The 21,933-nt window shown below is 65.9% G+C and carries 25 protein-coding genes and 2 tRNA genes; 11 read left to right on the top strand and 16 right to left on the bottom strand.

The window, feature by feature from the left end; all coding sequences use genetic code 11:
• The first annotated feature begins 168 nt into the window (after window positions 1-168).
• From ACMZPQ_RS00905 to ACMZPQ_RS00945, 9 genes are all read left to right on the top strand, one after another.
• Window positions 169-585, top strand: coding sequence for a PAAR domain-containing protein (locus ACMZPQ_RS00905; protein WP_197582819.1), 417 nt, complete (start codon window positions 169-171; stop codon window positions 583-585).
• A complete protein-coding gene (locus ACMZPQ_RS00910; RefSeq protein ID WP_197582818.1) occupies window positions 586-1,056 on the top strand; it encodes a DUF4123 domain-containing protein in 471 nt (156 codons plus the stop codon).
• Entirely contained in the window at window positions 1,056-1,391 is a 336-nt protein-coding gene (locus ACMZPQ_RS00915; protein ID WP_197582817.1) for a hypothetical protein, read from the top strand. The genes ACMZPQ_RS00910 and ACMZPQ_RS00915 overlap by 1 nt, the downstream gene beginning before the upstream one ends.
• An 8-nt stretch (window positions 1,392-1,399) precedes the next feature.
• The gene (locus tag ACMZPQ_RS00920; protein ID WP_495495817.1) at window positions 1,400-2,197 is read left to right on the top strand and encodes a Tox-REase-5 domain-containing protein; all 798 of its coding nucleotides are present in this window, start codon (window positions 1,400-1,402) and stop codon (window positions 2,195-2,197) included.
• A complete protein-coding gene (locus ACMZPQ_RS00925) occupies window positions 2,197-2,946 on the top strand; it encodes an Imm52 family immunity protein (RefSeq protein WP_197584467.1) in 750 nt (249 codons plus the stop codon). Before ACMZPQ_RS00920 ends, ACMZPQ_RS00925 begins: the two co-directional genes overlap by 1 nt.
• Window positions 2,947-3,114: 168 nt before the next feature.
• Window positions 3,115-3,915: a Tox-REase-5 domain-containing protein gene (locus ACMZPQ_RS00930; RefSeq protein ID WP_312646899.1), complete on the top strand. Its 801-nt coding sequence runs from the start codon at window positions 3,115-3,117 to the stop codon at window positions 3,913-3,915.
• Entirely contained in the window at window positions 3,912-4,661 is a 750-nt protein-coding gene (locus ACMZPQ_RS00935; protein WP_197583752.1) for an Imm52 family immunity protein, read from the top strand. Before ACMZPQ_RS00930 ends, ACMZPQ_RS00935 begins: the two co-directional genes overlap by 4 nt.
• A 60-nt stretch (window positions 4,662-4,721) precedes the next feature.
• On the top strand, window positions 4,722-5,471 hold the full coding sequence (locus tag ACMZPQ_RS00940) for an Imm52 family immunity protein (RefSeq protein WP_312646897.1): 750 nt from the start codon (window positions 4,722-4,724) through the stop codon (window positions 5,469-5,471).
• Window positions 5,472-5,956: 485 nt separating this feature from the next.
• Window positions 5,957-6,310, top strand: a complete 354-nt coding sequence (locus ACMZPQ_RS00945) for a hypothetical protein (protein WP_197583754.1) — start codon at window positions 5,957-5,959, stop codon at window positions 6,308-6,310.
• 133 nt (window positions 6,311-6,443) lie between these two features.
• Here the strand turns inward: ACMZPQ_RS00945 and ACMZPQ_RS00950 are convergent.
• The 5 genes from ACMZPQ_RS00950 to ACMZPQ_RS00970 form a co-directional block, all read right to left on the bottom strand.
• A tRNA-Pro gene (locus ACMZPQ_RS00950) sits at window positions 6,444-6,520 on the bottom strand.
• A 140-nt stretch (window positions 6,521-6,660) separates the two neighbouring features.
• Window positions 6,661-6,737 (bottom strand) — tRNA-Pro (locus ACMZPQ_RS00955).
• A 55-nt stretch (window positions 6,738-6,792) separates the two neighbouring features.
• Window positions 6,793-6,909 (bottom strand): cytochrome bd-I oxidase subunit CydX, encoded by a 117-nt coding sequence (gene cydX / locus ACMZPQ_RS00960; RefSeq protein WP_008268311.1) that lies wholly within the window; start codon window positions 6,907-6,909, stop codon window positions 6,793-6,795.
• Window positions 6,910-6,967: 58 nt separating this feature from the next.
• Window positions 6,968-8,119 carry a cytochrome d ubiquinol oxidase subunit II gene (gene cydB / locus ACMZPQ_RS00965; RefSeq protein WP_197583756.1) on the bottom strand — a complete coding sequence of 384 codons (1,152 nt, stop codon included), beginning with the start codon at window positions 8,117-8,119 and terminating at the stop codon, window positions 6,968-6,970.
• 15 nt (window positions 8,120-8,134) lie between these two features.
• Window positions 8,135-9,724, bottom strand: coding sequence for a cytochrome ubiquinol oxidase subunit I (locus ACMZPQ_RS00970; protein WP_197583757.1), 1,590 nt, complete (start codon window positions 9,722-9,724; stop codon window positions 8,135-8,137).
• Window positions 9,725-9,952: 228 nt separating this feature from the next.
• Between ACMZPQ_RS00970 and cydD the strand changes: the two genes are divergently transcribed.
• The gene (cydD, locus tag ACMZPQ_RS00975; protein WP_197583761.1) at window positions 9,953-11,698 is read left to right on the top strand and encodes a thiol reductant ABC exporter subunit CydD; all 1,746 of its coding nucleotides are present in this window, start codon (window positions 9,953-9,955) and stop codon (window positions 11,696-11,698) included.
• The gene (gene cydC / locus ACMZPQ_RS00980) at window positions 11,695-13,368 is read left to right on the top strand and encodes a thiol reductant ABC exporter subunit CydC (protein ID WP_197583762.1); all 1,674 of its coding nucleotides are present in this window, start codon (window positions 11,695-11,697) and stop codon (window positions 13,366-13,368) included. The genes cydD and cydC overlap by 4 nt, the downstream gene beginning before the upstream one ends.
• A gap of 71 nt (window positions 13,369-13,439) precedes the next feature.
• On the opposite strand, the gene ACMZPQ_RS00985 is transcribed toward cydC, so the two are convergent.
• From ACMZPQ_RS00985 to ccmA, 11 genes are all read right to left on the bottom strand, one after another.
• On the bottom strand, window positions 13,440-13,784 hold the full coding sequence (locus ACMZPQ_RS00985; protein WP_312647960.1) for a DUF1294 domain-containing protein: 345 nt from the start codon (window positions 13,782-13,784) through the stop codon (window positions 13,440-13,442).
• Window positions 13,785-14,897 carry a homoserine O-acetyltransferase MetX gene (metX, locus tag ACMZPQ_RS00990; protein WP_312647962.1) on the bottom strand — a complete coding sequence of 371 codons (1,113 nt, stop codon included), beginning with the start codon at window positions 14,895-14,897 and terminating at the stop codon, window positions 13,785-13,787.
• 152 nt (window positions 14,898-15,049) lie between these two features.
• Window positions 15,050-16,039 carry a c-type cytochrome biogenesis protein CcmI/CycH gene (locus tag ACMZPQ_RS00995; RefSeq protein ID WP_197584121.1) on the bottom strand — a complete coding sequence of 330 codons (990 nt, stop codon included), beginning with the start codon at window positions 16,037-16,039 and terminating at the stop codon, window positions 15,050-15,052.
• The gene (locus tag ACMZPQ_RS01000; RefSeq protein WP_197584119.1) at window positions 16,033-16,482 is read right to left on the bottom strand and encodes a cytochrome c-type biogenesis protein; all 450 of its coding nucleotides are present in this window, start codon (window positions 16,480-16,482) and stop codon (window positions 16,033-16,035) included. The genes ACMZPQ_RS00995 and ACMZPQ_RS01000 overlap by 7 nt, the downstream gene beginning before the upstream one ends.
• A 4-nt stretch (window positions 16,483-16,486) precedes the next feature.
• Window positions 16,487-17,104 carry a DsbE family thiol:disulfide interchange protein gene (locus ACMZPQ_RS01005; protein WP_006456733.1) on the bottom strand — a complete coding sequence of 206 codons (618 nt, stop codon included), beginning with the start codon at window positions 17,102-17,104 and terminating at the stop codon, window positions 16,487-16,489.
• Between the two features lie 8 nt (window positions 17,105-17,112).
• Window positions 17,113-19,032, bottom strand: a complete 1,920-nt coding sequence (locus ACMZPQ_RS01010; RefSeq protein ID WP_197584117.1) for a heme lyase CcmF/NrfE family subunit — start codon at window positions 19,030-19,032, stop codon at window positions 17,113-17,115.
• The gene (gene ccmE / locus ACMZPQ_RS01015; RefSeq protein ID WP_053450293.1) at window positions 19,033-19,494 is read right to left on the bottom strand and encodes a cytochrome c maturation protein CcmE; all 462 of its coding nucleotides are present in this window, start codon (window positions 19,492-19,494) and stop codon (window positions 19,033-19,035) included.
• A complete protein-coding gene (locus tag ACMZPQ_RS01020) occupies window positions 19,491-19,679 on the bottom strand; it encodes a heme exporter protein CcmD (RefSeq protein WP_188485365.1) in 189 nt (62 codons plus the stop codon). Before ACMZPQ_RS01020 ends, ccmE begins: the two co-directional genes overlap by 4 nt.
• Window positions 19,676-20,446, bottom strand: coding sequence for a heme ABC transporter permease CcmC (gene ccmC / locus ACMZPQ_RS01025; protein ID WP_197584115.1), 771 nt, complete (start codon window positions 20,444-20,446; stop codon window positions 19,676-19,678). Before ccmC ends, ACMZPQ_RS01020 begins: the two co-directional genes overlap by 4 nt.
• Window positions 20,447-20,489: 43 nt before the next feature.
• The gene (gene ccmB / locus ACMZPQ_RS01030) at window positions 20,490-21,185 is read right to left on the bottom strand and encodes a heme exporter protein CcmB (RefSeq protein ID WP_006456616.1); all 696 of its coding nucleotides are present in this window, start codon (window positions 21,183-21,185) and stop codon (window positions 20,490-20,492) included.
• Window positions 21,182-21,811 carry a heme ABC exporter ATP-binding protein CcmA gene (gene ccmA, locus ACMZPQ_RS01035; protein ID WP_197584108.1) on the bottom strand — a complete coding sequence of 210 codons (630 nt, stop codon included), beginning with the start codon at window positions 21,809-21,811 and terminating at the stop codon, window positions 21,182-21,184. The genes ccmB and ccmA overlap by 4 nt, the downstream gene beginning before the upstream one ends.
• Window positions 21,812-21,933 lie beyond the last annotated feature (122 nt).

A 21,933-nucleotide genomic window follows, 5' to 3' on the forward strand; every position in this document is an offset into this window, starting at 1 on the left:
AGGGACCGATGTGGGTCACGTATTCGCCGCGATCCGGCCAAGTGCTTGCAGTGCAAGCCTCAGCGCTCGCCGCTGTGGAAGGCACTGCGCGATCGATATCGCGTTGAAGTGCGCGCGGTGTGGGGCGTTGCTAGGTTCGGGCCACATCCAGGCTGGAAGGATTACAGGGTGGCAAGGACGTTGATTGTGGTCGGTGATGCGACCAGCGGCGGTGGCAGGGTCATCACCGGCTCCCCCGCGACCGACATCGAGGGCATGCCCGTCGCGCGGGTGGGCGACAAGGCCACCTGCCCCAGGCACCAGCGCGTGGCCACCATCGTCAGCGGCGATGCCACGCTGATATTTGAAGGCCAGCCCGTGGCCCGCCACGGCGACAGGCTCTGCTGCGGCTGCTCGCTGATTGCCGGGAAGCAATCCCTGGTCCATGTGGAACAGGGTGGAGGCGGAGGAGGGTGTGACAGCGTGACGCCGGCCGCTGCCATCACGGCACCGGCGCCTATAGCCCTGCAGGCTGCCAAGGCGCCTGTGTGTGAGGCGTGCCTGCTGGCCGCTTCGCACTCCGGCGCGACCTTCCTGGGGCGCTGAATGAATCGATACGTGATTGTCGACGCCGCGGCCTATGCCGACACGCCCAAGGCGCTGGCCTGGTACGCGCAGGACCTGCCGCACCGCGCACTGCTTGCGCGCCAGCCCGAGGCCGCTCACGCAGCCGTCGGTCCGTGGCTGCTGCAGTTGCCCGCGCAGGCCCACACCCAGGTGGATGGATGGTTGCGGGCGCTGGAACTGGACAAGCCCGTCGTGGCCTGGCTCCGCAGCGAGGCCGGCTTTGAAGCGGTGTTCCAGCACATGGAAACCTGCCTGGACCTGCGTCGCCCCAACGGCAAGCTGGCACTGCTGCGCTACTGGGATGGCCGCGTGTTCCTGCGCCTGCAGCGGGCCTTCACGCTGGAGCAGCGCAGGCAGTTGATGGGCCCGCTGCGGCAATGGTGTTTCCAGATGCTGGGCGAGCGCTACACCCTGGATCGCGAAGCGCTGCATGCAACGGAGGCAGGCTGATGTTTGAGATTACAAAGGAACAGGAAGCCCTGCTGCGCCTGCCTGACCCCTCCACCTTTTTCCCGTTGTTGTGCCGGGAGATTCGCGAGGAGTACCCCGGCAGCGTCGGTCATCTGAGCGATGGCGCATTGATGGATGAGGTGGTGCGAAGCCATGACCATGCAGCCTATGTGCTGCGCATCACCCACCTGCCGGTGCTGGTGCGCTGGGTGAAGGCGGACGTGGCATGGGCGCGCGGCTTGCGGGCCGTCCCGGCCGCGGACATGTGGATGCGCAGCGCAGAGAACCCGAATCTGGCAGCGGCGGATCTGCTGTCGAATCTGGCAGGTCACTAGGAGCAACGATGGGCACCAGAATCATCGGTCCGCGGCCCTGGCTTGGGCCCGGCATGGGAGGCGATAACGGCGGCGTGGACGAAGACGGCAATCCGGTGGAGCCCTACGGTGGGCCGACAACCGGTGACGTGGCGGACGGCATTCGCGATGTGGTGGGCGGTATCCAGCGGCGGGTGCGTGGTGAAGCCAAGCCGGATGCGCGCGCCGAGCCGACGGCCAAGGCGCGGGAGGTGGACTGCTCGCAGATGCCCGACGAGACCGCGTGCAACGAGTGCCTGCTGAAGGAGGGGTTCATTGGCCCGCCCCGCACCGGGCGCTATGTCACCCGGCGCAATCTCATCAACTACGAGTACCAGCTGTACATCGCCAACCTGCGCTCGGCACCGCTGCGCTTTGGATTCATGGTGGCGGACAAGGCCGATCCGGCGCGGACGTTCTTCTCAGTGGATACGTTGTTTGACTATCTGCACCGGAAGGGGTTCTCCCGCACTGTGCAGGAGTGGCACTTCAACGCCTGTGAGTTTGACGGGTTCTGGTTGAAGGACTGCACGGTGGTGGAGGCGAAGGGGAGGTATGACCATTTTTTGAATGAAGCAGGACTTCCCAAGTATGAGTTTGTGGAGCATGGAGTTTTCAGGCCTTGGGGAGTGCAGATGAACAGGCAGCGCGGCGCTATCGGTGTTGCTGGTCGGCAGGCAAAGCTACTGTGGTGCTTCATGCAGCATCGAACGATGGCGGCAGCCATTGAAACGGAATACGTCGATCCAATGCTTTGCAGGCACATACCATTCCGTGGAGATATTTGATGATTGTCAGTGCTCAAACAAACATGCGGACGGACCCTGTTGCTCGAACACCTGACCAGTTGCTCAGTTTGGCGGTACAGGCGACGCAACGTCTCGCGCCGCTTCACCCGTTGATGGCACGGTGGTATGCGCTGCCATCGAACGCAAAGGAAAAGTCAATACCGTTTGAGAATACTAGTGCGATCCTCGCCAGGATGGAGCGGAATATCGAGAAGGATCGAGAAAGATTTGGGGATTTCGATGAGCTGGGCGCTTCACTGTTGCTGGCCAACGTAGACAATGATCGTGATTGGCGCACGCCAGGCCTTGTCGTGCTCGGCTTGGATCCCACGCTTGGCTCCCATAAGTTTCGTCTTGTTGGGATTGAACCATTTGGTGAGGCTGCGCCAAATCTAATGCTCAATGCAATGACCGGCTTGGTGGAGGAAGTCAAGCCGCGCTATGCCTGTACGGATGTCAAAGCGATGACGCACGAGAAAGCTTTGGTGACGTACCAACTTGATCGGCGCTTGTACCAACACCGTCGGTACTTTGGCTGGATGGGCTTTGTACCCGCGCAGATCACCCACGCGCAGATTCGCGACGCGCATGCCGTCCACCCGGTCGATGGCCTGGGTACGGTCATTGTTTCGGTGCCAGGGGTGTTTGACCCCACCGACGACGCGCAAGTGGACAAGGTGCATCGCGTCGAAATGGATCTGGCCAGCTACGATCTGTTGCCGGTGACAGATCCTAACCTCAAGGGCTGAACAGATCACCCACCTGCCGGTGCTGGTGCGCTGGGTGAAGGCGGACGTGGCGTGGGCGCGCGGTCTGCGGGCCGTCCCGGCAGCGGACATGTGGATGCGCAGCGCAGAGAACCCGAATCTGGCAACGGCGGATCTGCTGTCGAATCTGGCAGGACACTAGGAGCAACGATGGGCACCAGAATCATCGGCCCGCGGCCCTGGCTTGGGCCGGGCATGGGAGGCGGCAACGGCGGCGTGGATGAAGACGGCAATCCGGTGGAGCCCTACGGTGGGCCGACCACCGGTGACGTGGCGGACGGCATTCGCGATGCCGTGTACGGAATCCAGCAGCGGGTACGCGGTGAGGCCAAACCGGATGCTCGTGCCGAGCCGACGGCCAAGGCGCGGGAAGTGGACTGCTCGCAGATGCCCGACGAGACCGCGTGCAACGAGTGCCTGCTGAAGGATGGGTTCATTGGTCCGCCCCGCACTGGGCGCTATGTCACCCGGCGCAATCTGATCAACTACGAGTACCAGCTGTACATCGCCAACCTGCGCTCGGCACCGCTGCGCTTTGGATTCATGGTGGCGGACAAGGCCGATCCGGCGCGGACGTTCTTCTCAGTGGATACGTTGTTTGACTATCTGCACCGGAAGGCGTTCTCCCGTACGGTGCAGGAGTGGCACTTCAACGCCTGTGAGTTTGATGGGTTCTGGTTGAAGGACTGCACGGTGGTTGAGGCGAAGGGGAGGTATGACCAGTTTCTGGATCAGAACGGAAAGGCGAAATACAAATTTGTGCGGCCCGGGGTCTTCGAGCCGCTAGGGTTGCAGATGACTCGACAGCGTTCCGCTATCGCGATCGCTGAGCCACAGGGAAAGCTTCTGTGGTTTTTCATGCAGCAAAAGACGATGGCAGCGGCCATGCTAATGGGCAACTTGGATCCTTCGCTCTGCAGATATGAACCCTTTCCTGGAGGTGGTGCATGATTCTTGGAGTGGAAACGAAACTCTGGACAACGCCTGTTTCAAAAACACCGGACGAGCTGCTGCGCATCGCTGTGAATTTGACCGCGCTGCTGGCCGAGGTTCACCCGCTGATGAACCGATGGTACGCGCTGCCTTCAAGTAGTAAGGAGGATTCAATTCCGCTGGATGACGAGAATGGCATCTTGGCGCAAATGGCGCAGAAGATTCAAAAAAATCGAAAGCGTTTTGGTGACTTCGAAGAGCTTGGCGCTTCTGTCATGCTGTCCAATGTTGACAATGACCGTGATTGGAAAAAGCCGGGGGTAGTGGTGCTCGGCTTGAATCCGACAACCGGTTTCAATTTCCTCAGCGTGGATGGAATTGACCCATTTGGAGCGTCACTCCCGTCCCTATTGCGCAATGCACTGACGGAAATGGTGAAAGTGGTAGGCCCATTCTTCGCAGCTACGGATGTCAAGGCACGATCGCCGGACAAAGGTTTGGTGGATTACCAGCTGGACCGGCGGCTCTACCAGCACAGGCGGTTCTTTGGCTGGATGGGCTTCGTGCCCGCGCAGATCGCCCACGCCCAGATACGAGACGCGCATGCCGTCCACCCGGTCGATGGCCTGGGTACGGTCATCGTCTCGGTGCCGGGCGTGTTTGATCCCACCGACGACGCACAAGTGGACAAGGTGCACCGCGTTGAAATGGATCTGGCCAGCTACGATCTGTTGCCGGTGACCGATCCTCACTTCAAGGGCTGAGCACGACCGCGGCCAGCCTGACCGTCGCGTCAAGTACGAACCTTATGCTGGAAAATTCGCTTGATTATTAGTGCTCAAGCCAACCTACGAACGACGCCCGCTGGCAGGTCCGCTGAGGAAGTGCTGCGGTTGGCGGTGCTGGCGACGAAGGCTCTGGACCCACTCCATCCATCGCTCAAGAATTGGTTTGCACTGCCGCCGAGCCGCAAGAGCAGGTATGTGCCTATCGGCGAGACGGATGCGTTGATAGAGCAGATGAGGCGGGACATTGAAAAGGATCGTAGGAGTTTCGGCGACTTCGAGGGTCTTGGCGCATCGCTGAGTTTGGCCAACGTGAACAACGACCGCGATTGGCGAAAGCCTGGTTTAGCCGTGCTCGGCATAGATCCCACGGCAGGTTTCAGTAAATTCCGTTTGGGAGAGCTTGAGGCATTTGGAATGGAGGCGCCCGACCTCATGCTCAAGGCATTGGTCGAGCTGGTGAAAATAGTAAGGCCCTCGTTCGCGTGCGTTGATGTGAAGTCCCGAACGCCCGAGAAGGGGCTTGTGACCTATCAGATAGACCGCCGCCTGTATCAACACCGGGAATTCTTCGGTTGGATGGGCTTTGTGCCCGCGCAGATCACCCACGCGCAGATCCGCGACGCGCATGCCGTCCATCCGGTTGATGGCCTGGGAACGGTGATCGTCTCGGTGCCGGGTGTGTTTGACCCCACCGACGACGCGCAGGTGGAGCGCGTTCATCGGCTCGAAAGGGATCTGGCCAGCTACAACCTGTTGCCGGTGACCGATCCCCACTTCAAGGGCTGAGCAGGACCACGACCAGCCCCCACCCTCGCGAAGCGCTTCCGTAGTGCGCAGGGTGACGTAATCCGCACGACCTCCATCCTGCTGCAGACCACAACGGCGCTTGCGGCTTAACACCTGCCAAGCCTTTGCGCCCCTAGGTTCTGGACGTCCGCAGGCGCTGTGCAACAATGTCGCGAATCGTACGAATTGTTGCAGTGGCGCGTTTGCCCATTGGCACTTCGTGCGTTGGCGTTTACACCTTCGCATGCCACCGGAAAAGGGTGGCCGGGACTGCAAAACCCGAGCTGACTTGTTGTATACGCTTGCCAGCCGGCGTCGCTTCTCGCGGCGCCGGCTGGCATTCCGTTCGCGTTCCATGGCGGGCGGTGCGTGGGGGTGTGCGCGAGCACATCCGCCCGAACTAAGTCAGCCGGGTTTTTGCAGCCACGTATCGCCCGCCGCTTTTCTGCGGCGGCATCACCGTGTTCCTTGCATGGAGAATGCCCATGAAGACGTCTGATACTTCATTCCCGCCTACCGGTCACGCGCCGGCCAATGCCGATGTGGCAGGCGTGCCCATCACCTTCGTCGCGCAGTTGCGTGGCATCGACAGCGGGGGCGCATCCGATGGACGGCCCTGGCCCGAACGCCAGCTCAATCCCGGCCGTTGCATGGCCCTGGCCGATGCCGATTGCGCATTGGCCGGGCTGCGCACCGTACATGCCATTCTGCTGGCTGCCGAGCGGGCGCGGCAGGATGGCGGGCCGGACCAGGATGTGGGCGACCACGTGATCGAGGGTCTGATCCAGGCCAGTCGCGCGCTGGGCCTGTATGCCGGCCTGAACGTGCGGCCCTGCTGACTCCGGGGGCCCTGTGGCGGGGCAGGGTGGCTGCCTTGTCCCGTTGCAGTCATTCACTGGCAGTTGCCCGGGCGCCAGGCACAAAAAAACCCGGAGGACTGTCGTCTTCCAGGCTTCTTGGTGACCACCGAAGTGGTCGGGGAGACAGGATTCGAACCTGCGACCTCTACGTCCCGAACGTAGCGCTCTACCAGACTGAGCTACACCCCGAAGGGAGCCGCCTATTCTAGCGATCTACCCCGATGGCGGCAAGGGGTAAATGCTGTTTTCTTCACACTGCCGAAGCAGTGCCACTTCAGGGAACAAAAAAGCCTGGACGACTTCACCAGGCTTCAATGCGACCACATAAGTGGTCGGGGAGACAGGATTCGAACCTGCGACCTCTACGTCCCGAACGTAGCGCTCTACCAGACTGAGCTACACCCCGAAGGAGCCGCCTAAGATACCGTGTGAAGGCCAAGGCGGCAAGGCTTTTTTACGGCTCAGTGACGATTTTCCTTCTCGATGCGGTTCTGCTCTCGGGCTTCGAACCACATGCCGTTGAGGATGGCCACCGTCGAGGCGAGGCCGGCACCGAGAATCCAGGCGAAATACCACATGATCAGTCTCCTTCATTCCGGGTAGGTGCCGACCGTTGGTCGGCACACGTGCAAGCGATCAATACGCGTTCGGGTTGTTGCCCATCTCTTCGGTGGTGGTCTTGCCCTTCAGCACGCGGTACACCCAGGTGGTGTAACCGATGATGATCGGCAGGAACACCGCCGTGGCCAGCAGCATGATCCACAGGGTCAGGTGGCTGGACGAGGCATCCCACACGGTGAGGCTGGAGGTGGGCTGGCTCGAGGACGGCAGCAGGAACGGGAAGATGGCAAAGCCGACGGTCAGGATGATGCCGGCGATGGCCGCACCGGAGGCGATGAAGGCCAGGCCACCGCGACGGGCACGCAGCAGCACCGCACTGGCCAGCAGGCCGGCCAGGCCGAGCAGCGGGGCCAGGATCGTGGCCGGCATCGCGCTGTAGTTGCGCATCCAGCCACCGGCGGCGCCGAGTTCGGCGGTCTTCAGCAGCGGGTTGGTGGCGCCATCGGTGACCACCTGCGAGGTGATCTGGTAACCCGGCAGGCCGAAGGCTACCCAGGCACCGCCGACCGCGAACAGCACGAAGGCGATGATTGCCGCGATGCTGCCGAAGCGGGCCGCACGTTCGGCCACCGGGCCGTCGGTCTTGATGACCAGCATGGCGGCACCGTGCGCGACCAGCATCGACACGCTGAGCAGGCCGGCCAGCAGTGCGAAGGGCATCAGCAGGCCGAAGAACGAGCCGGTGTAGAAGATGCGCATGCTGTCATCGAAGTGGAACGGCACGCCCAGCACCACGTTGCCCACCGCCACGCCCATGATCAGGGCCGGGATGAAGCCACCGATGAACAGCGCCCAGTCCCAGGTGTTGCGCCAGCGCTCGCTGGGCATCTTGCTGCGGAACTTGAAACCGACCGGACGCAGGATCAGCGCGAACAGGATCACGAACATCGCCAGGTAGAACCCGGAGAAGCTGACCGCATACAACGGCGGCCACGCGGCGAAGATCGCACCGCCACCGAGCACCAGCCACACCTGGTTGCCTTCCCAGACCGGGCCGATGGTGTTGATCACCAGCCGGCGCTCGGCGTCGTTGCGGGCGACGAAGGGCAGTAGCGTGCCCACGCCCAGGTCGAAACCATCCATCACGGCGAAGCCGATCAGCAGGATGCCGAGCAGCAGCCACCAGATCACGCGCAGCGTGGTGTAGTCCAGAAGAATGAAATCCATCGTGGTTCTCCTGCCTCAGGCCTGGCCGGCGGCGGGCGCCGAGGCATTGTGGGAAGCATGCGGCTGGGGCGACTGCAGCGACGGCAGCACCTCATCCGGACCCTTGCGGATCGCCTTGAGCATCAGCTTGATCTCGACCACGATCAGCGCGGTGTAGATCGCGGTGAAGCCGGCCAGGGTCAGCACGATCTCGTGCAGGGCCAGGCCCGATGCTGCATAGAAGGTCGGCAGCACGCCATCGACCGCCCACGGCTGGCGACCGTACTCGGCCACGAACCAGCCACACTCGATGGCGATCCACGGTGCCGGCAGCGTCCACAGGGCCACCTTCAGGAACCAGCGCTTGTCCTGGAAGTTGTTGCGGCAGGAGTAGTAGAAGGCCAGTGCGAAGAAGGCGATCAGGTAGAAGCCGAGCCCGGCCATCACGCGGAAGGTCCAGAACAGCGGCATCACGCGCGGCACGGTATCCATCGCCGCCTGCGAGATTTCCTGCGGGGTGGCGTTGAGGATGTCATCGCGGTAACGCTTGAGCAGCAGGCCGTGGCCCAGATCCTGCCAGTGGCGATCGAACATCTCGCGCGCTTCGACGTCGTTCTTGTTGGCGCGCAGGCGTTCCAGCGCGCCGTAGGCCAGCTGGCCACCACGCACGCGGTGTTCGGCACGCTCGACCAGCTCCAGGATGCCCGGAATCGGCTGGTTCAACGAACGGGTGGCGATCAGGCCCATCAGGTACGGGATCTTCACCGCGTAATCGTTCTGGTGGGTCGCCTGGTTCGGGATGCCGAAGGCGGTGAAGTCGGCCGGCGCACGCTCGGTCTCCCACATCGCTTCGATCGCGGCCAGTTTCATCTTCTGATGTTCGCTGGCGGCGTAACCGCTCTCGTCACCCAGCACCACCACCGACAGCGAGGACAGCAGGCCGAACGCTGCGGCCACCGCGAACGAACGACGGGCCAGGTCCTTGTGCTTGTTGCGCAGCAGGAACAGGGCGCTGATCGCCATCACGAATACCGCACCGGTCACGTAACCGGCACTGACGGTGTGCACGAACTTGGCCTGGGCCACCGGATTGAACACCACCGCCATGAAGTCGACGACTTCCATGCGCATGGTTTCCGGATTGAACACCGCACCGGTCGGGTTCTGCATCCAGCCGTTGGCGATCAGGATCCAGATGGCCGACAGGTTGGTACCCAGCGCCATCAGCCAGGTCACCATCAGGTGCTTGACCTTGGTCAGGCGGTTCCAGCCGAAGAAGAACAGGCCGACGAAGGTGGCTTCCAGGAAGAACGCCATCAGGCCTTCGATGGCCAGCGGCGCGCCGAAGATGTCGCCCACGTAGTGGCTGTAGTACGACCAGTTCATGCCGAACTGGAATTCCATCACGATGCCGGTGGCGACGCCCATGGCGAAGTTGATGCCGAACAGGACGCCCCAGAACAGGGTCATCCTGCGCCAGATCTCCTTGCCGGTCATCACGTACACGCTCTCCATGATGGCCACCATGAAGGACAGGCCGAGGGTGAGGGGTACGAATAGGAAGTGGTACATCGCGGTCAGCGCGAATTGCAGCCGCGACAGTTCTACGACTGTCTGATCAATCATGGCCTGGCTACCTCGTTGGATAGTGCCGTTGCAGGTGGCGGGAAGGGTGGTCTACGACGTGAATGATGTGACCGACTACTTCAAACAGCCTTGATCCAGATCAATGTATGAACAGGTGCCCAGGGTGATCGTATGCCAACCTGATGAAGACTGCGACCGCTGGCCGCAGGGGCCGGCTATTGCCTGCGCCTACAATGCCGTGTATCCCCCGTTGCCCGTGAAGATCCCTTGAGCGCTGCCGAAACGACCCCTGACGGCCTGTCCCCGGAAGCCGAAACGACCCGCCAGCGGCGCGCCCGTACGGCCTGGCTGGCCGATCTGGCGCGCGGCGCTCGAGGCCGCCAGCGCGCAGCGGCGCTTTGCATCAGCCTGTCCGGCGCGTTGTTGATCGGCCAGGCCGCCGCCATTGCCTGGCTGGTGCAGCAGGTGCTGGTGGAACGGGCGCCGCTGGCATCGGGGCTGCCGGTGCTGGGCGGACTGGCATTGATCCTGGTGCTGCGCACGCTGCTGGGCAGCGCCACCCAGGCCGCGGCCGGCGATGTGGCCGATGCTGCGCGGCTGGCACTGCGCGAACGTGTGTTCGCGTGCTTGCTGGGCCACGGCCCGCTGTGGCTGCGCCAGCGCCGCACCGGCGAGCTGGGCGAACTGGTGCTGCATCACGGTGATGCGATCGAGAATTATTACAGCGGCTTCCTGCCGGTACGTACCGAGGTGATGGTGGTACCGCTGCTGATCCTCGGCGCGGTGGCCTGGGTCGACTGGGTGGTGGCGCTGATCCTGTTGTTCACTGCGCCGCTGGTGCCGTTCTTCATGATGCTGGTGGGGTGGGGCGCTGAAGCGGCCGGCCGTGCCCAGCTGGGTGAGCTGGCGCGGATGAGCGGCCACTTCGCCGATCGCATCAAGGGCCTGGGCGTGCTGCGCCTGTATGGCCGCGGCGAAGCCGAACTGGCTGGCGTGGAGGCCGCCGCCGAGGGTGTGCGCCTGCGCACGCTGAAGGTGCTGCGGATCGCGTTCCTGTCATCCACCGTGCTGGAATTCTTCGCCTCGGTGAGCGTGGCGATGGTTGCGCTGTATCTCGGCCTGAGCTACCTCGGCATGATGTCGCTGCATGCAGCGGTGCCGACGCTGGGTGCCGGCCTGTTCTGCCTGCTGCTGGCGCCGGAGTTCTACGCTCCGCTGCGGCGCTTGGCCGCGCACTACCACGACCGTGCCAACGCCCTGGCGGCGGCCGCAGAAGTGGAGCGCCTGCTGCAGTCGCTGCCGGATGAGCAGGGCCTGATTGAAAACGAGATTGCACCGCTGGCGGTGGAGCCGGCCGAGGCTGCCTTGCCGCCACTACAGGCACAGGGCCTGGTGTTGCGTCCGTTGGGGGCGCCGCATGATGTGCTGCAGGATCTTGACGTGGTGTTGGAGCCGGGCCAGCGGCTGGCCCTGGTCGGCCCCAGCGGATCGGGCAAGAGCACGCTGCTGGAAGCACTGGCCGGTTGGTTGCCGCCACGCGCCGGCAAGCTGCAGCTGCGCCCCGGCGTGCAGGTGGCCTATGCCAGCCAGCGCCCCTACCTGTTCCACGGCAGCATTGCCGACAACCTGCGGCTGGCCGACCCCGGCGCCAGCGACGCACGGCTGCGCGCGGTGGCCGAGGCGGCGCAGGTGCTGCAGTTCGCACAACGACTGCCGCAGGGGCTGGACACGATGATCGGCGAGCGTGGCTTCGGCCTGTCCGGTGGTGAAGCGCGCCGCATCGGCCTGGCGCGCCTGCTGCTGCGTGACCCGCAGGTGCTGCTGCTGGATGAGCCGACCGCCTTCCTCGATGCAGAGACTGAGGCGGCCCTGCTGCGCAGCCTGGCCGCGTATGCGCGTGGCCGCAGCGTGGTGGTCGCGACCCACAGCCCGGCAGTGATCGCCTGGGCCGACCGTTGCCTGCTGCTGCCGGAAGGACGCCTGGTCGAACCGGCACAGGCGGTGCGCGCATGAGCCGCTCCCCCGATTCCCTGCGCGCGGTGTTCCTGCGTCATCGGCCGCGCTTGCTGCTCACCATACTGCTGCTGTGGACCACCATGCTGGCCGGTACCGCGCTGCTGGGCCTGTCCGGTGGTTTCCTTACCGCGGCTGCGCTGGCCGGTGCCGCCGGGCTTGGCCAGGGCTTCAATTTCTTCTCGCCGTCGGCCGGCATCCGTGGCCTGACCATGGCGCGTATCGTGTCGCGCTATTTCGAGAAACTGGTCGGCCACGATGCCACCCTTCGCATCGCCCGCGACCTGCGCGTGTGGTTCTTCCGCCGCGCGCTGCCACTGGCGCCGGCACGGCTGGGTGCCACCCGTACCGGCGAGCTGCTGGCACGCCTGCTCGGCGATATCGGCGAGGTGGATGGCCTGCTGGTGCGTGCCATCGGGCCGTTGCTGGCGCTGGGCGCGTTGTCGCTGGTCGCGGTGGTTTCAGCAGCCGTGATCCTGCCGTCGGCGGCGGTGTTGCTGGCGGTGCTGGCGCTGCTGATCGCCGTGGGTGTGCCGTGGCTGGGCGTGCGGGGTCGCGATGATGAAGAGGCCGACCGCGCCGCGCATCGCGCTGCGTTGCGCACCGCTGCATTCGAAGGACTGGAAGGGGCCGGGGATCTGGCCGCACTGCATGCCGATGCGGCATGGCAGTTGAAAGTGCGAGTGGCGGCCAAGCAGCTGGCCTCGCGCGACCGTCGCCGGCGTTGGCGCTTGATTGCGGCCTCGACGCTGCACGGATTGGTGGCCGGACTCGGGCTGGTGGCGATGCTGGCGCTGGCCCTGCACGCCGCCGAACAGCAGCGCATCGCGCCGCAAATGGCCGCGGGGCTGGTGTTCCTCACTGTGGCGCTGATTGAATTGTGGGCTGGCATGGGGCTGGCCTGGCAATCGCTGCAGGCTGGGCGGATCGCCGCCGATCGTCTGCAGGCCATCATCGAGCAGACGCCGACGGTGGAGGACCCCGCAGTGCCACAGCCGGTGCCGAACGCGGCGCGCGTGCACTGGGATGACGTGCATTTCCAGTGGCCGGGTGCGGCGCGACCGGTGCTGTCGGGCCTGCAGCTGACCCTGGCACCGGGCGAGCGTATCGCCATCCGTGGCGACAGTGGCAGCGGCAAGACCACGTTGTCCAGCCTGCTGCTGCGGCTGTGGGATCCGCAGCAGGGGCGAATCACCTACGGCGGTCGCGACCTGCGCGATTTCGCCCAGGCCGAGTGGCATCGGCAGCTGGCGTGGCTGCCGCAGAACGCGCCGGTGTTTGCCGGCACCGTGGCCGAGAACCTGCGGCTGGGTGATCCGGATGCCAGCGATGACGCGTTGTCGGCTGTGTTGCGCCGCGTGCGGCTGGCCGAATGGGCCGAGCGCAATGGCGGCCTGCAGGCGTGGGTCGGTGAGAACGGTGCGACGATGTCGGCCGGGCAGGCGCGGCGCCTGGCACTGGCGCGCGCGCTGTTGCGCAACGCGCCGATCCTGTTGCTGGACGAGCCTACAGAAGGTCTCGACGTGGATACTGCGCACGCGCTGCTGCAGGATCTTGCCGGACTGCTGGACGGTCGCAGCCTGCTGATGATCACCCATGACGATCTGCCCGACGGCGTAGTCGATGCGCAGTACCGGTTGCGTGATGGCGCCCTGGTCCGCGAACCGTGAATGGTAGTGCCGGCCGCTGGCCGGCAACCCCATGATTGCCGGCCAGCGGCCGGCACTACCGATTGCGAGGGTTACCGCGAGAATTCGCGCAGCATCACCGCAATCGAGGCCACATTGGCCAGCACGTACAGCAAGAACACCCACTGGAACGCGGCTTTGCGGTGCTTGTGGCGGAACACGGCCTGGCCCAGCAACGCACCCGGCCAGCCGCCGGCGAAGGCCAGCAGCTGCAGGGTGCGTTCGGGAATCCGCCATTGCTTTCGCTGCGCCGCGCGCTTGTCATGCCCATACAGCCCGAACGACACCGCGCTGGCCAGCAGGCACCAGCCACCCAGCCACAGCGGCAGCACGCTGCTGATCATCAGCGCGAACAACGCGCCGAACGCGGCGAGGCCTAGATTGCGCCGCCACGCCACTTACAGCGCGTCGAGGAAGCCGCGCACGGCTGGGCCGAAGCGCTCGAAATCAACCAGGAACGCATCGTGGCCCTGTGGCGAATCCAGGCCGACGAAACGCGAATCGGCACCGCCAGCACGCAGGCCGTCGGCGACCTGTTGCTGCTGCTGCACCGGGAACAGGATGTCGGTGTTGGCGCCGATCGCCAGCGCCTTTTCCACCCGGATCTTCGCCAGGCCGGCCAGCACATCGCCATCGGCGTACTCGGCCAGATCGAACCAGTCCATCGAACGGCTCAGGTACAGGTAGCAGTTCGGATCGAAGAAGCGCACGAAACGCCGCGCGTGGCCTTCCAGATAACTTTCCACCTGGAATTCGAGGCCGAACGGATCATCGTCGGCCTGGTCCGAATCCAGCCGCACGCGGCCGAAACGACCATCCCATTCCAGTGCCGAGCGATAGGTGATGACGCCCAGCTTGCGCGCCATGCGCATGCCCGACTCGGGATACTCGGCATCGTCGTAGTGGCCGCCGTTCCAGCGCGGATCGAGGCGGATCGCCTCGCGCTGCAGCGAGCGGATCGCGATCGAGAACGGCAGTGCCTGTGCGCTTCCGGAAATGTTGACGTGGCTGCGCGCGATGCCGGGTTGCAGCATCAGCAGCGCCAGCGCGGTCATGCCACCCATCGAGTTGCCGACCACGCAGGCCAGCTGCGCGATGCCCAGCGCGTGCACGACCTCGATCGCGGCGCGGGCGCCGTCTTCGATCGACAGCTCGGGGTAATCGAGGCGGTAGGGTTCACCGGTGGCGGGGTTTAGCGAGGCCGGACCGGTCGAGCCCTTGCAGCTGCCCAGCGAGTTCACGCACACCACGAACCAGCGATCGGTATCGATCGGCTTGCCGGGCCCGACCATCGCCTCCCACCAACCCGGCGCGGGGTTGCCATCGTTGGCCGCAGCATGCGCATCGGGTGACAGGCCGGTGACGATCAGGATCGCGTTGCTGGCGTCGGCCGCCAGTGTTCCCCAGGTTTCATATGCGACGCGCGCACCGTGCAGTGCGCCACCGCGCTTGAACGGGAATGGCGAGGGCAGGGCGTGGAAGCGGGTGCCGGGCGGGATGAATTCGGTCATGGAGTCATTCTAGCGGGGCCGCATGTGGAGCTGGCGACACGCTGGTTTCCATCGGTGGGTGCGCGGTAGTGCCGGCCGCTGGCCGGCAACCATGCGGGCGCATCAACGTTCATGGGGTTGCCGGCCAGCGGCCGGCACTACTCTGGGGGGTGTTACGGGAACCGCAGTTCCACCACGCCCTCATGCGGCAGGCGCACCTTCACCGGGATGCTCTGCAGGTCGTCCTCACTGCGATTGGCGCTGCCGGTGCGCGAGATGCGTGCCAGCACTTCCACTTCGCGATGCGCCGACAGCGGCGCGGTTGGCATCGGGCTGTCGCCGTCGCCGAGCCCGACCGTGGACGGGAAGTCCGCCAACGGGAGTTTGCGCGCGGCCACCGGCATCGGCGGTCCCCCCACGGCGCGTGCCAGCACGAACACCTGGGTGCCGGCCGGCCACTCGGCGTCCTTCAGCGCAGGCAGCTGCACGCGCACCTGCAGCAGTGCCGGTGGCGGCGCAGCGGTTGCATCGGGCGCCTGGCCGGCGGCGTCGCGTGCGATGGCGATCTGTGCCTGCAGCGCCTGCGCGGCGCCCGGCTCCAGCCGCGGCAGCAGGCCGCTCCAGACATCGGCGGCCTCGGCATTGCGGCCGCGCTGGCGCAGCGCGATGCCCAGCAGCCAGCTGGCGCGCTCGGCGTCCGGGGCCAACGTGCGTGCCTGCTGCAACCAGGCGATTGCAGTGTCATCGAACTGCTTGCCGGCGTCGGCCTGGGCACGTGCCTGTGCGGCTTCCACCAGCACGCCGGGGTCGTCCGGAGCCAGTGCGGCAGCACGTGCGAAGGCCTCTGCGGCGGCGACGGCATTGCCCAGCTCGGCCTGCGAACGGCCCAGCAGCGCCCAGCCATCGGCCCGCTGCGGGTCGCGCTTGAGTGCATCCTGCAACGCCTGCACGCCATCGCGCAGCGTCGCGACCGACGGTGCCGGCTGTACCTGCGCGGCGCGCGGGTCACCCACCAGCAGGTACAGGCAGGCGCCGGCCACGCCGAGTGCCAGCACGCCCACGGCGAATCCCCTGCGGCCGTGGTGGCGCAGGGGCCACAGCACCAGCGCCGCCATCAGTGCGGCAACCAGGCCGGCCAGCACCGGCAGCCAATGACTCACCATTCCTCTCCTTGGTCGGCCTGGCTGGCCGGCGTGGCGGCGACCGAGCGGCCACGGCGGCGGACGATGCCGAACACCACCAACGCACCGGCTCCCAGCACCAGCAGCGGACCACCCCACAGCAACCAGGTGCCTGGCTGCAGCGGCGGCTGGTACAGCACGAACTCACCGTATCGGGCCACCAGGAACTGCTTGATCTGTGCGTCGTCGTGGCCCTGCTGCATCAGCTGCAGCACCTCGCGGCGCAGGTCCTGCGCGATCTGCGCGTTGGAATCGGCCAACGACTGGTTCTGGCACTGCACGCAGCGCAGCTGCGCGGCAAGGTCATGGAATCGACGCTCCTCGGCGTCATCGCGGAACTGCAGGGGCTGCGGATCGTGCAGCGGCTGCTGGGCCAGCGCGGCCAGTGGCAGCAGTAAAAGCAGCAGCGTCAGCAGCCAGCGCATCGGCTCAGGGCGCCGTGTGCAGCGTGCTGCCGGCACTGCCCTGGGCCTTCTCGATCTTTTCCAGCGCCGGGATCAGTTTCTCGTCCACCACGCGCTGGGTCATCGCACCACTGTACTTCCAGCGCACGATGCCGCTGCCATCGACCAGGAAGGTCTCCGGTGCTGCGGTCACACCCCAGTCGATCGCGGTGCGGCCTTCAACATCGCTGAGCACCACCATGAAGGGATTGCCCAGCTGTTCCAGCCAGTGCAGCGCGTCGGTCGGATCGTCCTTCCAGTTGTAGCCGATCACGCGCACGCGCTTGCTTTCGGCGAAGCGGGTCAGCACCGGGTGTTCCTCACGGCAGGCCGCGCACCAGCTGCCCCACACGTTCAGCAGGTAGGGCGCGCCGCGCAGGTCGTCGCTGTGCACGATCATTTCCGGGTCATGCAGCACCGGCAGCGCAAACGCCGGCGCCGGCTTGTCGATCAGGGCCGAGGGCAGCACGTCGCGCTGCGGATCGCCCGATTTCATCACCCCGTAGATCATCAGCCCGAGCAGGCCGAAGAAGAACAGCACGCCGATCACGATGGCTACCGGCGGCAGCGGGCGGGAGGGGCGCGGGGCGGGGGACTCGGACATGGGAACTCCTACGGACGACGGAAACGGCGGTCGGCGGCGGTGATGAATCCGCCCAGGGCCATCAGCAGCGCGCCCAGCCAGATCCAGCGCACGAACGGCTTGATGTGCACCCGTACCGCCCATGCATTGTTGCCCAGCGGCTCGCCCAATGCCACGTAGACATCACCGTCGAAGCGTGCATCGATGCCGGCCTCGGTCATCACCTGGCCGCCACTGGCGTACTGGCGCTTCTCCGGATGCAGCAGCGCCAGCTCGCGGCCGTTGCGGAAGACCCGCAGGTGGCCGCGGTCGGCGATGAAATTGGGCCCTTCGCGATGGTCCACGCCTTCGAAGCGCACTTCATGGCGGCCGACCACCAGCTGCTGGCCGGGCGCCAGCGCCACCTCGCGCTGCACGTTCAGCGCTTCCACCAGCAAGGCGCCGGCCAGGAACACCGCGATGCCGGCGTGGGCGACGATCATGCCGAGCATCTCGGCGGTGAAGCGGCCGTTGCCGCGTAGCCGCTGCCAGACAAAGCGTGCGGTACCGAACCCGACCCAGGCCGCCGCGGCCACGCCGATGCCTGCCTTCCAGCCGTTCTGCGGTGCCTGCCACCAGGCCAGCGCGCCGAGCACGATGGCCAGTGCCAGCCACGGTGCCAGCAGCGCGAAGGCACGCGATGGCTGGTCGCGCTGCCACTTCACCAGGGGGCCGAACGGCAGCAGCAGGATCATCGGTGCCATCAGCAGCAGGAACAGGCTGCCGAAGTAGGGTGGGCCGACCGAGATCTTGCCCAGCGACAGCGCATCGGCCAGCAACGGGTACAGCGTGCCCAGCAACACCATCGCGCAGGCGGTGGCCAGCAGCAGGTTGTTGGCCAGCAGCAGGGTCTCGCGCGAGGTGGCGGTGAAGCCGCGACGCGGATCGTCGGCGTCCACGCTCAGCTGGCTGGCGCGCAGCGCGTACAGCAGCAGGCTGCCACCGACCAGCACCGACAGGAACACCAGGATGAACAGGCCGCGCGAGGGATCGGCGGCGAACGAATGCACGCTGGTCAGCACGCCGGAGCGCACCAGGAAGGTACCCAGCAGGGACAGCGCGAAAGCAGCGATCGCCAGCAGCAGGGTCCAGTTGCCGAAGGTACCGCGCTTCTCAGTTACCGCCTGCGAGTGGATCAGTGCCGCACCGACCAGCCACGGCATGAAGCTGGCGTTCTCCACCGGGTCCCAGAACCACCAGCCGCCCCAGCCCAGCTCGTAGTACGCCCACCAGCTGCCCAGTGCGATGCCCAGGGTCAGGAAACCCCAGGCAACGTTGGTCCATGGCCGCGTCCAGCGCAGCCAGCGCGCGTCGACGCGGCCTTCCAGCAGCGCCGCCACCGCGAACGCGAACGGTACCGCGAAGCCGACGTAGCCCAGGTACAGCATCGGCGGATGGATGATCAGCCCAGGGTCCTGCAGCAGCGGATTGAGGTCGCGGCCTTCCAGCGGCGCCGGGTTCAGGCGCAGGAACGGGTTGGAGGTGAAGATCAGGAAGGCGAGGAAGCCGACGCTGACCACGCCCATCACCGCCAGCACGCGCGCCTGCACCGCTGCCGGCAGGTGCCGCGAGAACAGCGCCACCGCGCCGGTCCACAGCGCCAGTACCAGCGCCCACATCAGCAGCGAGCCTTCGTGCGCGCCCCACACCGCCGAATAGCGGTAGATCATCGGCAGCAGCGAATTGGAGTTCTCGGCCACATAGCGCACCGAGAAATCCTGCTGCACGAATGCGGCGGTGAGCACCGCGAACGCGCCGGCGACCAGCAGCAGCTGTGCGAAGGCGGCCGGTCGTGCCACCGCCATCCAGGCCGGGTTGTTGCGATGGGCACCCACCAGCGGCAGGCCTGCCTGCAGCAGCGAGGCCAGCAGCGCGCACAACAGCAGGATCTGACCCAGTTCGGGCAGCACTCAGCGCACCTCGGGTGCCGTCACCGGCACGTCGTGCTTGCGGTGGGCATCGCCCATCTTGTCGGCCACTTCCTTCGGCACGTACTTCTCATCGTGTTTGGCCAGCACTTCATCGGCGACGAAGACGCCGTCCTGCAGGCGGCCACTGGCGACCACCGCAGTGCCTTCGGCAAACATGTCCGGCAGGATCCGCGAGGTGGTCACCGGCAGCTGTGCATCGCCGTCGGTCACTTCGAAGCGCGCCTCCAGCGAGCCTACCGGGCGATTGAAGGAGCCTTTCACCACCATGCCGCCCAGGCGGAAGCGCGACTGCGCATCGACATCGCCACGCAGCACTTCGGCGGGCGTGTACAGGTAGGCGATGTTGCGCTCCAGTGCCATCGCCACCAGTGCGGTAGCCAGGCCGGAGGCGAGCAGGGCCAGCAACACCCATGCCAGGCGGCGACGCTGTACCGGGGTCATCGTTCCAGCTCCGTCGACAGCGGCGCGGCGGCCTCCTGCTTGCTGGCGCGGGTCTGCTGGCGCTGCTGCCGGGCCAGGGCCAGGCGGCGCGCCACGCGCAGGCGCAGCCACGAGCCGAGCGCGTCGGCGCCCAGCACCAGCACGAACACGGCGTAGGCGCCGATCACATAGGGCAGGTGGGTCATGGCTGGGCCTCCCGGGGAGCGGGTGTGGCATCGACGCGACCGCCGACCCAGGCCTTGCCGGCCTCGCGGTCGAGGTTGTCGGCGCGCGCCTTGGCCAGTACCGAGCCAGCGAACCAGAACTTGGTGCCGATCACCATCCACCACAGCGGCGCGATCATCGCGCTGCTGATCGCCGATTCACCGAACACGTTGATCGACTGGCGCTGGTGCAGGCCGCCCCACCAGTCCACTGAATAGCGGATCACCGGCAGCAGGCTGACGCCGACGATGGCCAGCAGGCCGGCCGCGCGCGCGGCGCTGCGGCGATCCTCGATGGCGTGGTAGAGGCCGATCACGCCCAGATACAGGAACAGCAGCACCAGTTCACTGGTCATGCGCGGGTCCCAGTCCCACCAGGTGCCCCAGGTGCCCTTGCCCCAGATGCTGCCGGTCAACAGGGTGATCAGGGTGAAGCCGGCACCCATCGGCGCACAGGCCATGGCCAGGATCTCGCAGACCTTGATCCGCCAGATCAGGGCAATAGCGGCATACAGCGCCATCAACGCGAACACGAACAGGCTCATCCAGGCACTCGGCACATGGATGTAGAGGATGCGGAAGCTGTCCAGCTGCTTGGCTTCCGGTGGCACCACCAGCAGCGCCTGCCACATGCCGACCAGCAGCACCGGCACCGCAGCGAGATAGAACACCCGCGACCAGCGGGCAGCGAAACGGTCGAACGTGGGAGGCGAACCGAGTTGGTGGAACCAGCGGACAATCGGATTCATGCGTGGCGGCTATCCAGCAGGGGTGGATTGGCTCTCAGCTCGGTCAACTCAGAGAAATACGTATTGCAGCAGCAGTGGCCAGCGGCGCCAGCACCAGCGCGACCAGCAGGCCGGCACCCAGCATCAGCAGTGCACCGACCGGATCCTGTCCGCGCCCGGCTGCCGCCAGGCTGCCCGCGCCGAACACCAGTACCGGCACGTACAGCGGCAACGACAGCAACGCCACGAGAATACCAGAGCGTCGGATGCCTACGGTCAGCGCGGCGACCACACCACCGATCAGGCTCAGCAATGGGGTGCCCAGCAGCAACGATGCCAGCAACATCGGCAGTTGGTCATGCGGCAGATGCAGCATTTCGGCCAGCAGTGGGCTGACCACGATCAACGGCAATGCGGTGGTCGCCCAGTGCAGCAGCACGCGCACCAGTACCAGCCAGGCCAGCGGCACCGGCGCCAGCAGCCATTGCTCCAGCGAGCCGTCTTCGGCATCGGAACGGAACAGCGAATCCAGCGACAGCTGGCCGGCCAACAGCACCGCCAGCCACAGCACCGCACCGGCGGTGGCGGCCAGCAGTTGCGGCTCGCGGCCCTGGGCCAATGCGAACAGCACCACCACCAGCACGGCAAACAGCAGCGGCTGCAGGGCATCGCCGCGACGGCGCCAGAGCAGGCGCAGGTCGCGCTTGAGCAGGGCGCCCGCGGTCTGCCACAGGCCCGGTTCGGTGCCTGGCGCGATCATGCGACACCGCCGAGGTCGAGCTGGCGGGTGCGCACGGGCGGCGCGGCATAGGCGCCGTGGGTGGTGACCAGCGCCGCGCCACCGGCGCGCAGGTGCGCCGAGATCATCCGGTTGACCAGGGTGATGCCCTCCAGGTCGAGATTGGCGTAGGGTTCGTCGAGCAGCCACAACGGCGCGGGCGACAGCCAGATGCGCGCCAGTGCCAGCCGCCGCTTCTGCCCGGCGGACAGGTGACGCACCAGCGTGTCCTCGTAGCCGGCCAGGCCAACGATGGCCAACGCGTTGCCGGGCATCTGGCGTGCACGGCGGCCGTGCAGGCCACACAGGAAGTGCAGGTTCTCCAGCGTATCCAGGTCCGGCTTCAAGGCCGGCAGGTGGCTGAGGTAGGCGACATAGCGGGCACGCTCGGCATTGCTGGCCGGTTTGCCATCGATCCGCACCTGGCCGGCACCGGGCTTGGCCAGGCCGGCCAGCACGCGCAGCAGGGTGGTCTTGCCGGCGCCATTGCCGCCCTGCACCAGCAGGGCTTCGCCGGCGTCCACATGGAAGTCCAGCGGGCCGAACACCGGCTCGTCATTGCGGGAGAAGCTCAGGCCGCTGGCGGCCAGCAATGCAGGGGCGTTCAAGGGGCAGGGGTCTTCGTGCCGGAGTGCGGCGGCAATTGTAGCGGCGAATGCCCGTGGTAGTGCCGGCCGCTGGCCGGTAATTCGCCATCTGCCAGCTGGGGTTGCCGGCCAGCGGCCGGCAC

Origin of the sequence: Stenotrophomonas maltophilia (assembly GCF_047497515.2) — a bacterium.
Taxonomy (GTDB): domain Bacteria; phylum Pseudomonadota; class Gammaproteobacteria; order Xanthomonadales; family Xanthomonadaceae; genus Stenotrophomonas.

Coding starts and splice junctions, on each gene's coding strand:
- ACMZPQ_RS00910 (WP_197582818.1), top strand. CDS start 586: ATGAATCGATACGTGATTGTCGACGCCGCGGCCTATGCCGACACGCCC.
- ACMZPQ_RS00915 (WP_197582817.1), top strand. CDS start 1,056: ATGTTTGAGATTACAAAGGAACAGGAAGCCCTGCTGCGCCTGCCTGAC.
- ACMZPQ_RS00920 (WP_495495817.1), top strand. CDS start 1,400: ATGGGCACCAGAATCATCGGTCCGCGGCCCTGGCTTGGGCCCGGCATG.
- ACMZPQ_RS00925 (WP_197584467.1), top strand. CDS start 2,197: ATGATTGTCAGTGCTCAAACAAACATGCGGACGGACCCTGTTGCTCGA.
- ACMZPQ_RS00930 (WP_312646899.1), top strand. CDS start 3,115: ATGGGCACCAGAATCATCGGCCCGCGGCCCTGGCTTGGGCCGGGCATG.
- ACMZPQ_RS00935 (WP_197583752.1), top strand. CDS start 3,912: ATGATTCTTGGAGTGGAAACGAAACTCTGGACAACGCCTGTTTCAAAA.
- ACMZPQ_RS00945 (WP_197583754.1), top strand. CDS start 5,957: ATGAAGACGTCTGATACTTCATTCCCGCCTACCGGTCACGCGCCGGCC.
- cydX (WP_008268311.1), bottom strand. CDS start 6,909: ATGTGGTATTTCGCCTGGATTCTCGGTGCCGGCCTCGCCTCGACGGTG.
- cydB (WP_197583756.1), bottom strand. CDS start 8,119: ATGGATTTCATTCTTCTGGACTACACCACGCTGCGCGTGATCTGGTGG.
- ACMZPQ_RS00970 (WP_197583757.1), bottom strand. CDS start 9,724: ATGATTGATCAGACAGTCGTAGAACTGTCGCGGCTGCAATTCGCGCTG.
- cydC (WP_197583762.1), top strand. CDS start 11,695: ATGAGCCGCTCCCCCGATTCCCTGCGCGCGGTGTTCCTGCGTCATCGG.
- metX (WP_312647962.1), bottom strand. CDS start 14,897: ATGACCGAATTCATCCCGCCCGGCACCCGCTTCCACGCCCTGCCCTCG.
- ACMZPQ_RS00995 (WP_197584121.1), bottom strand. CDS start 16,039: ATGGTGAGTCATTGGCTGCCGGTGCTGGCCGGCCTGGTTGCCGCACTG.
- ACMZPQ_RS01000 (WP_197584119.1), bottom strand. CDS start 16,482: ATGCGCTGGCTGCTGACGCTGCTGCTTTTACTGCTGCCACTGGCCGCG.
- ACMZPQ_RS01005 (WP_006456733.1), bottom strand. CDS start 17,104: ATGTCCGAGTCCCCCGCCCCGCGCCCCTCCCGCCCGCTGCCGCCGGTA.
- ccmE (WP_053450293.1), bottom strand. CDS start 19,494: ATGACCCCGGTACAGCGTCGCCGCCTGGCATGGGTGTTGCTGGCCCTG.
- ACMZPQ_RS01020 (WP_188485365.1), bottom strand. CDS start 19,679: ATGACCCACCTGCCCTATGTGATCGGCGCCTACGCCGTGTTCGTGCTG.
- ccmC (WP_197584115.1), bottom strand. CDS start 20,446: ATGAATCCGATTGTCCGCTGGTTCCACCAACTCGGTTCGCCTCCCACG.
- ccmB (WP_006456616.1), bottom strand. CDS start 21,185: ATGATCGCGCCAGGCACCGAACCGGGCCTGTGGCAGACCGCGGGCGCC.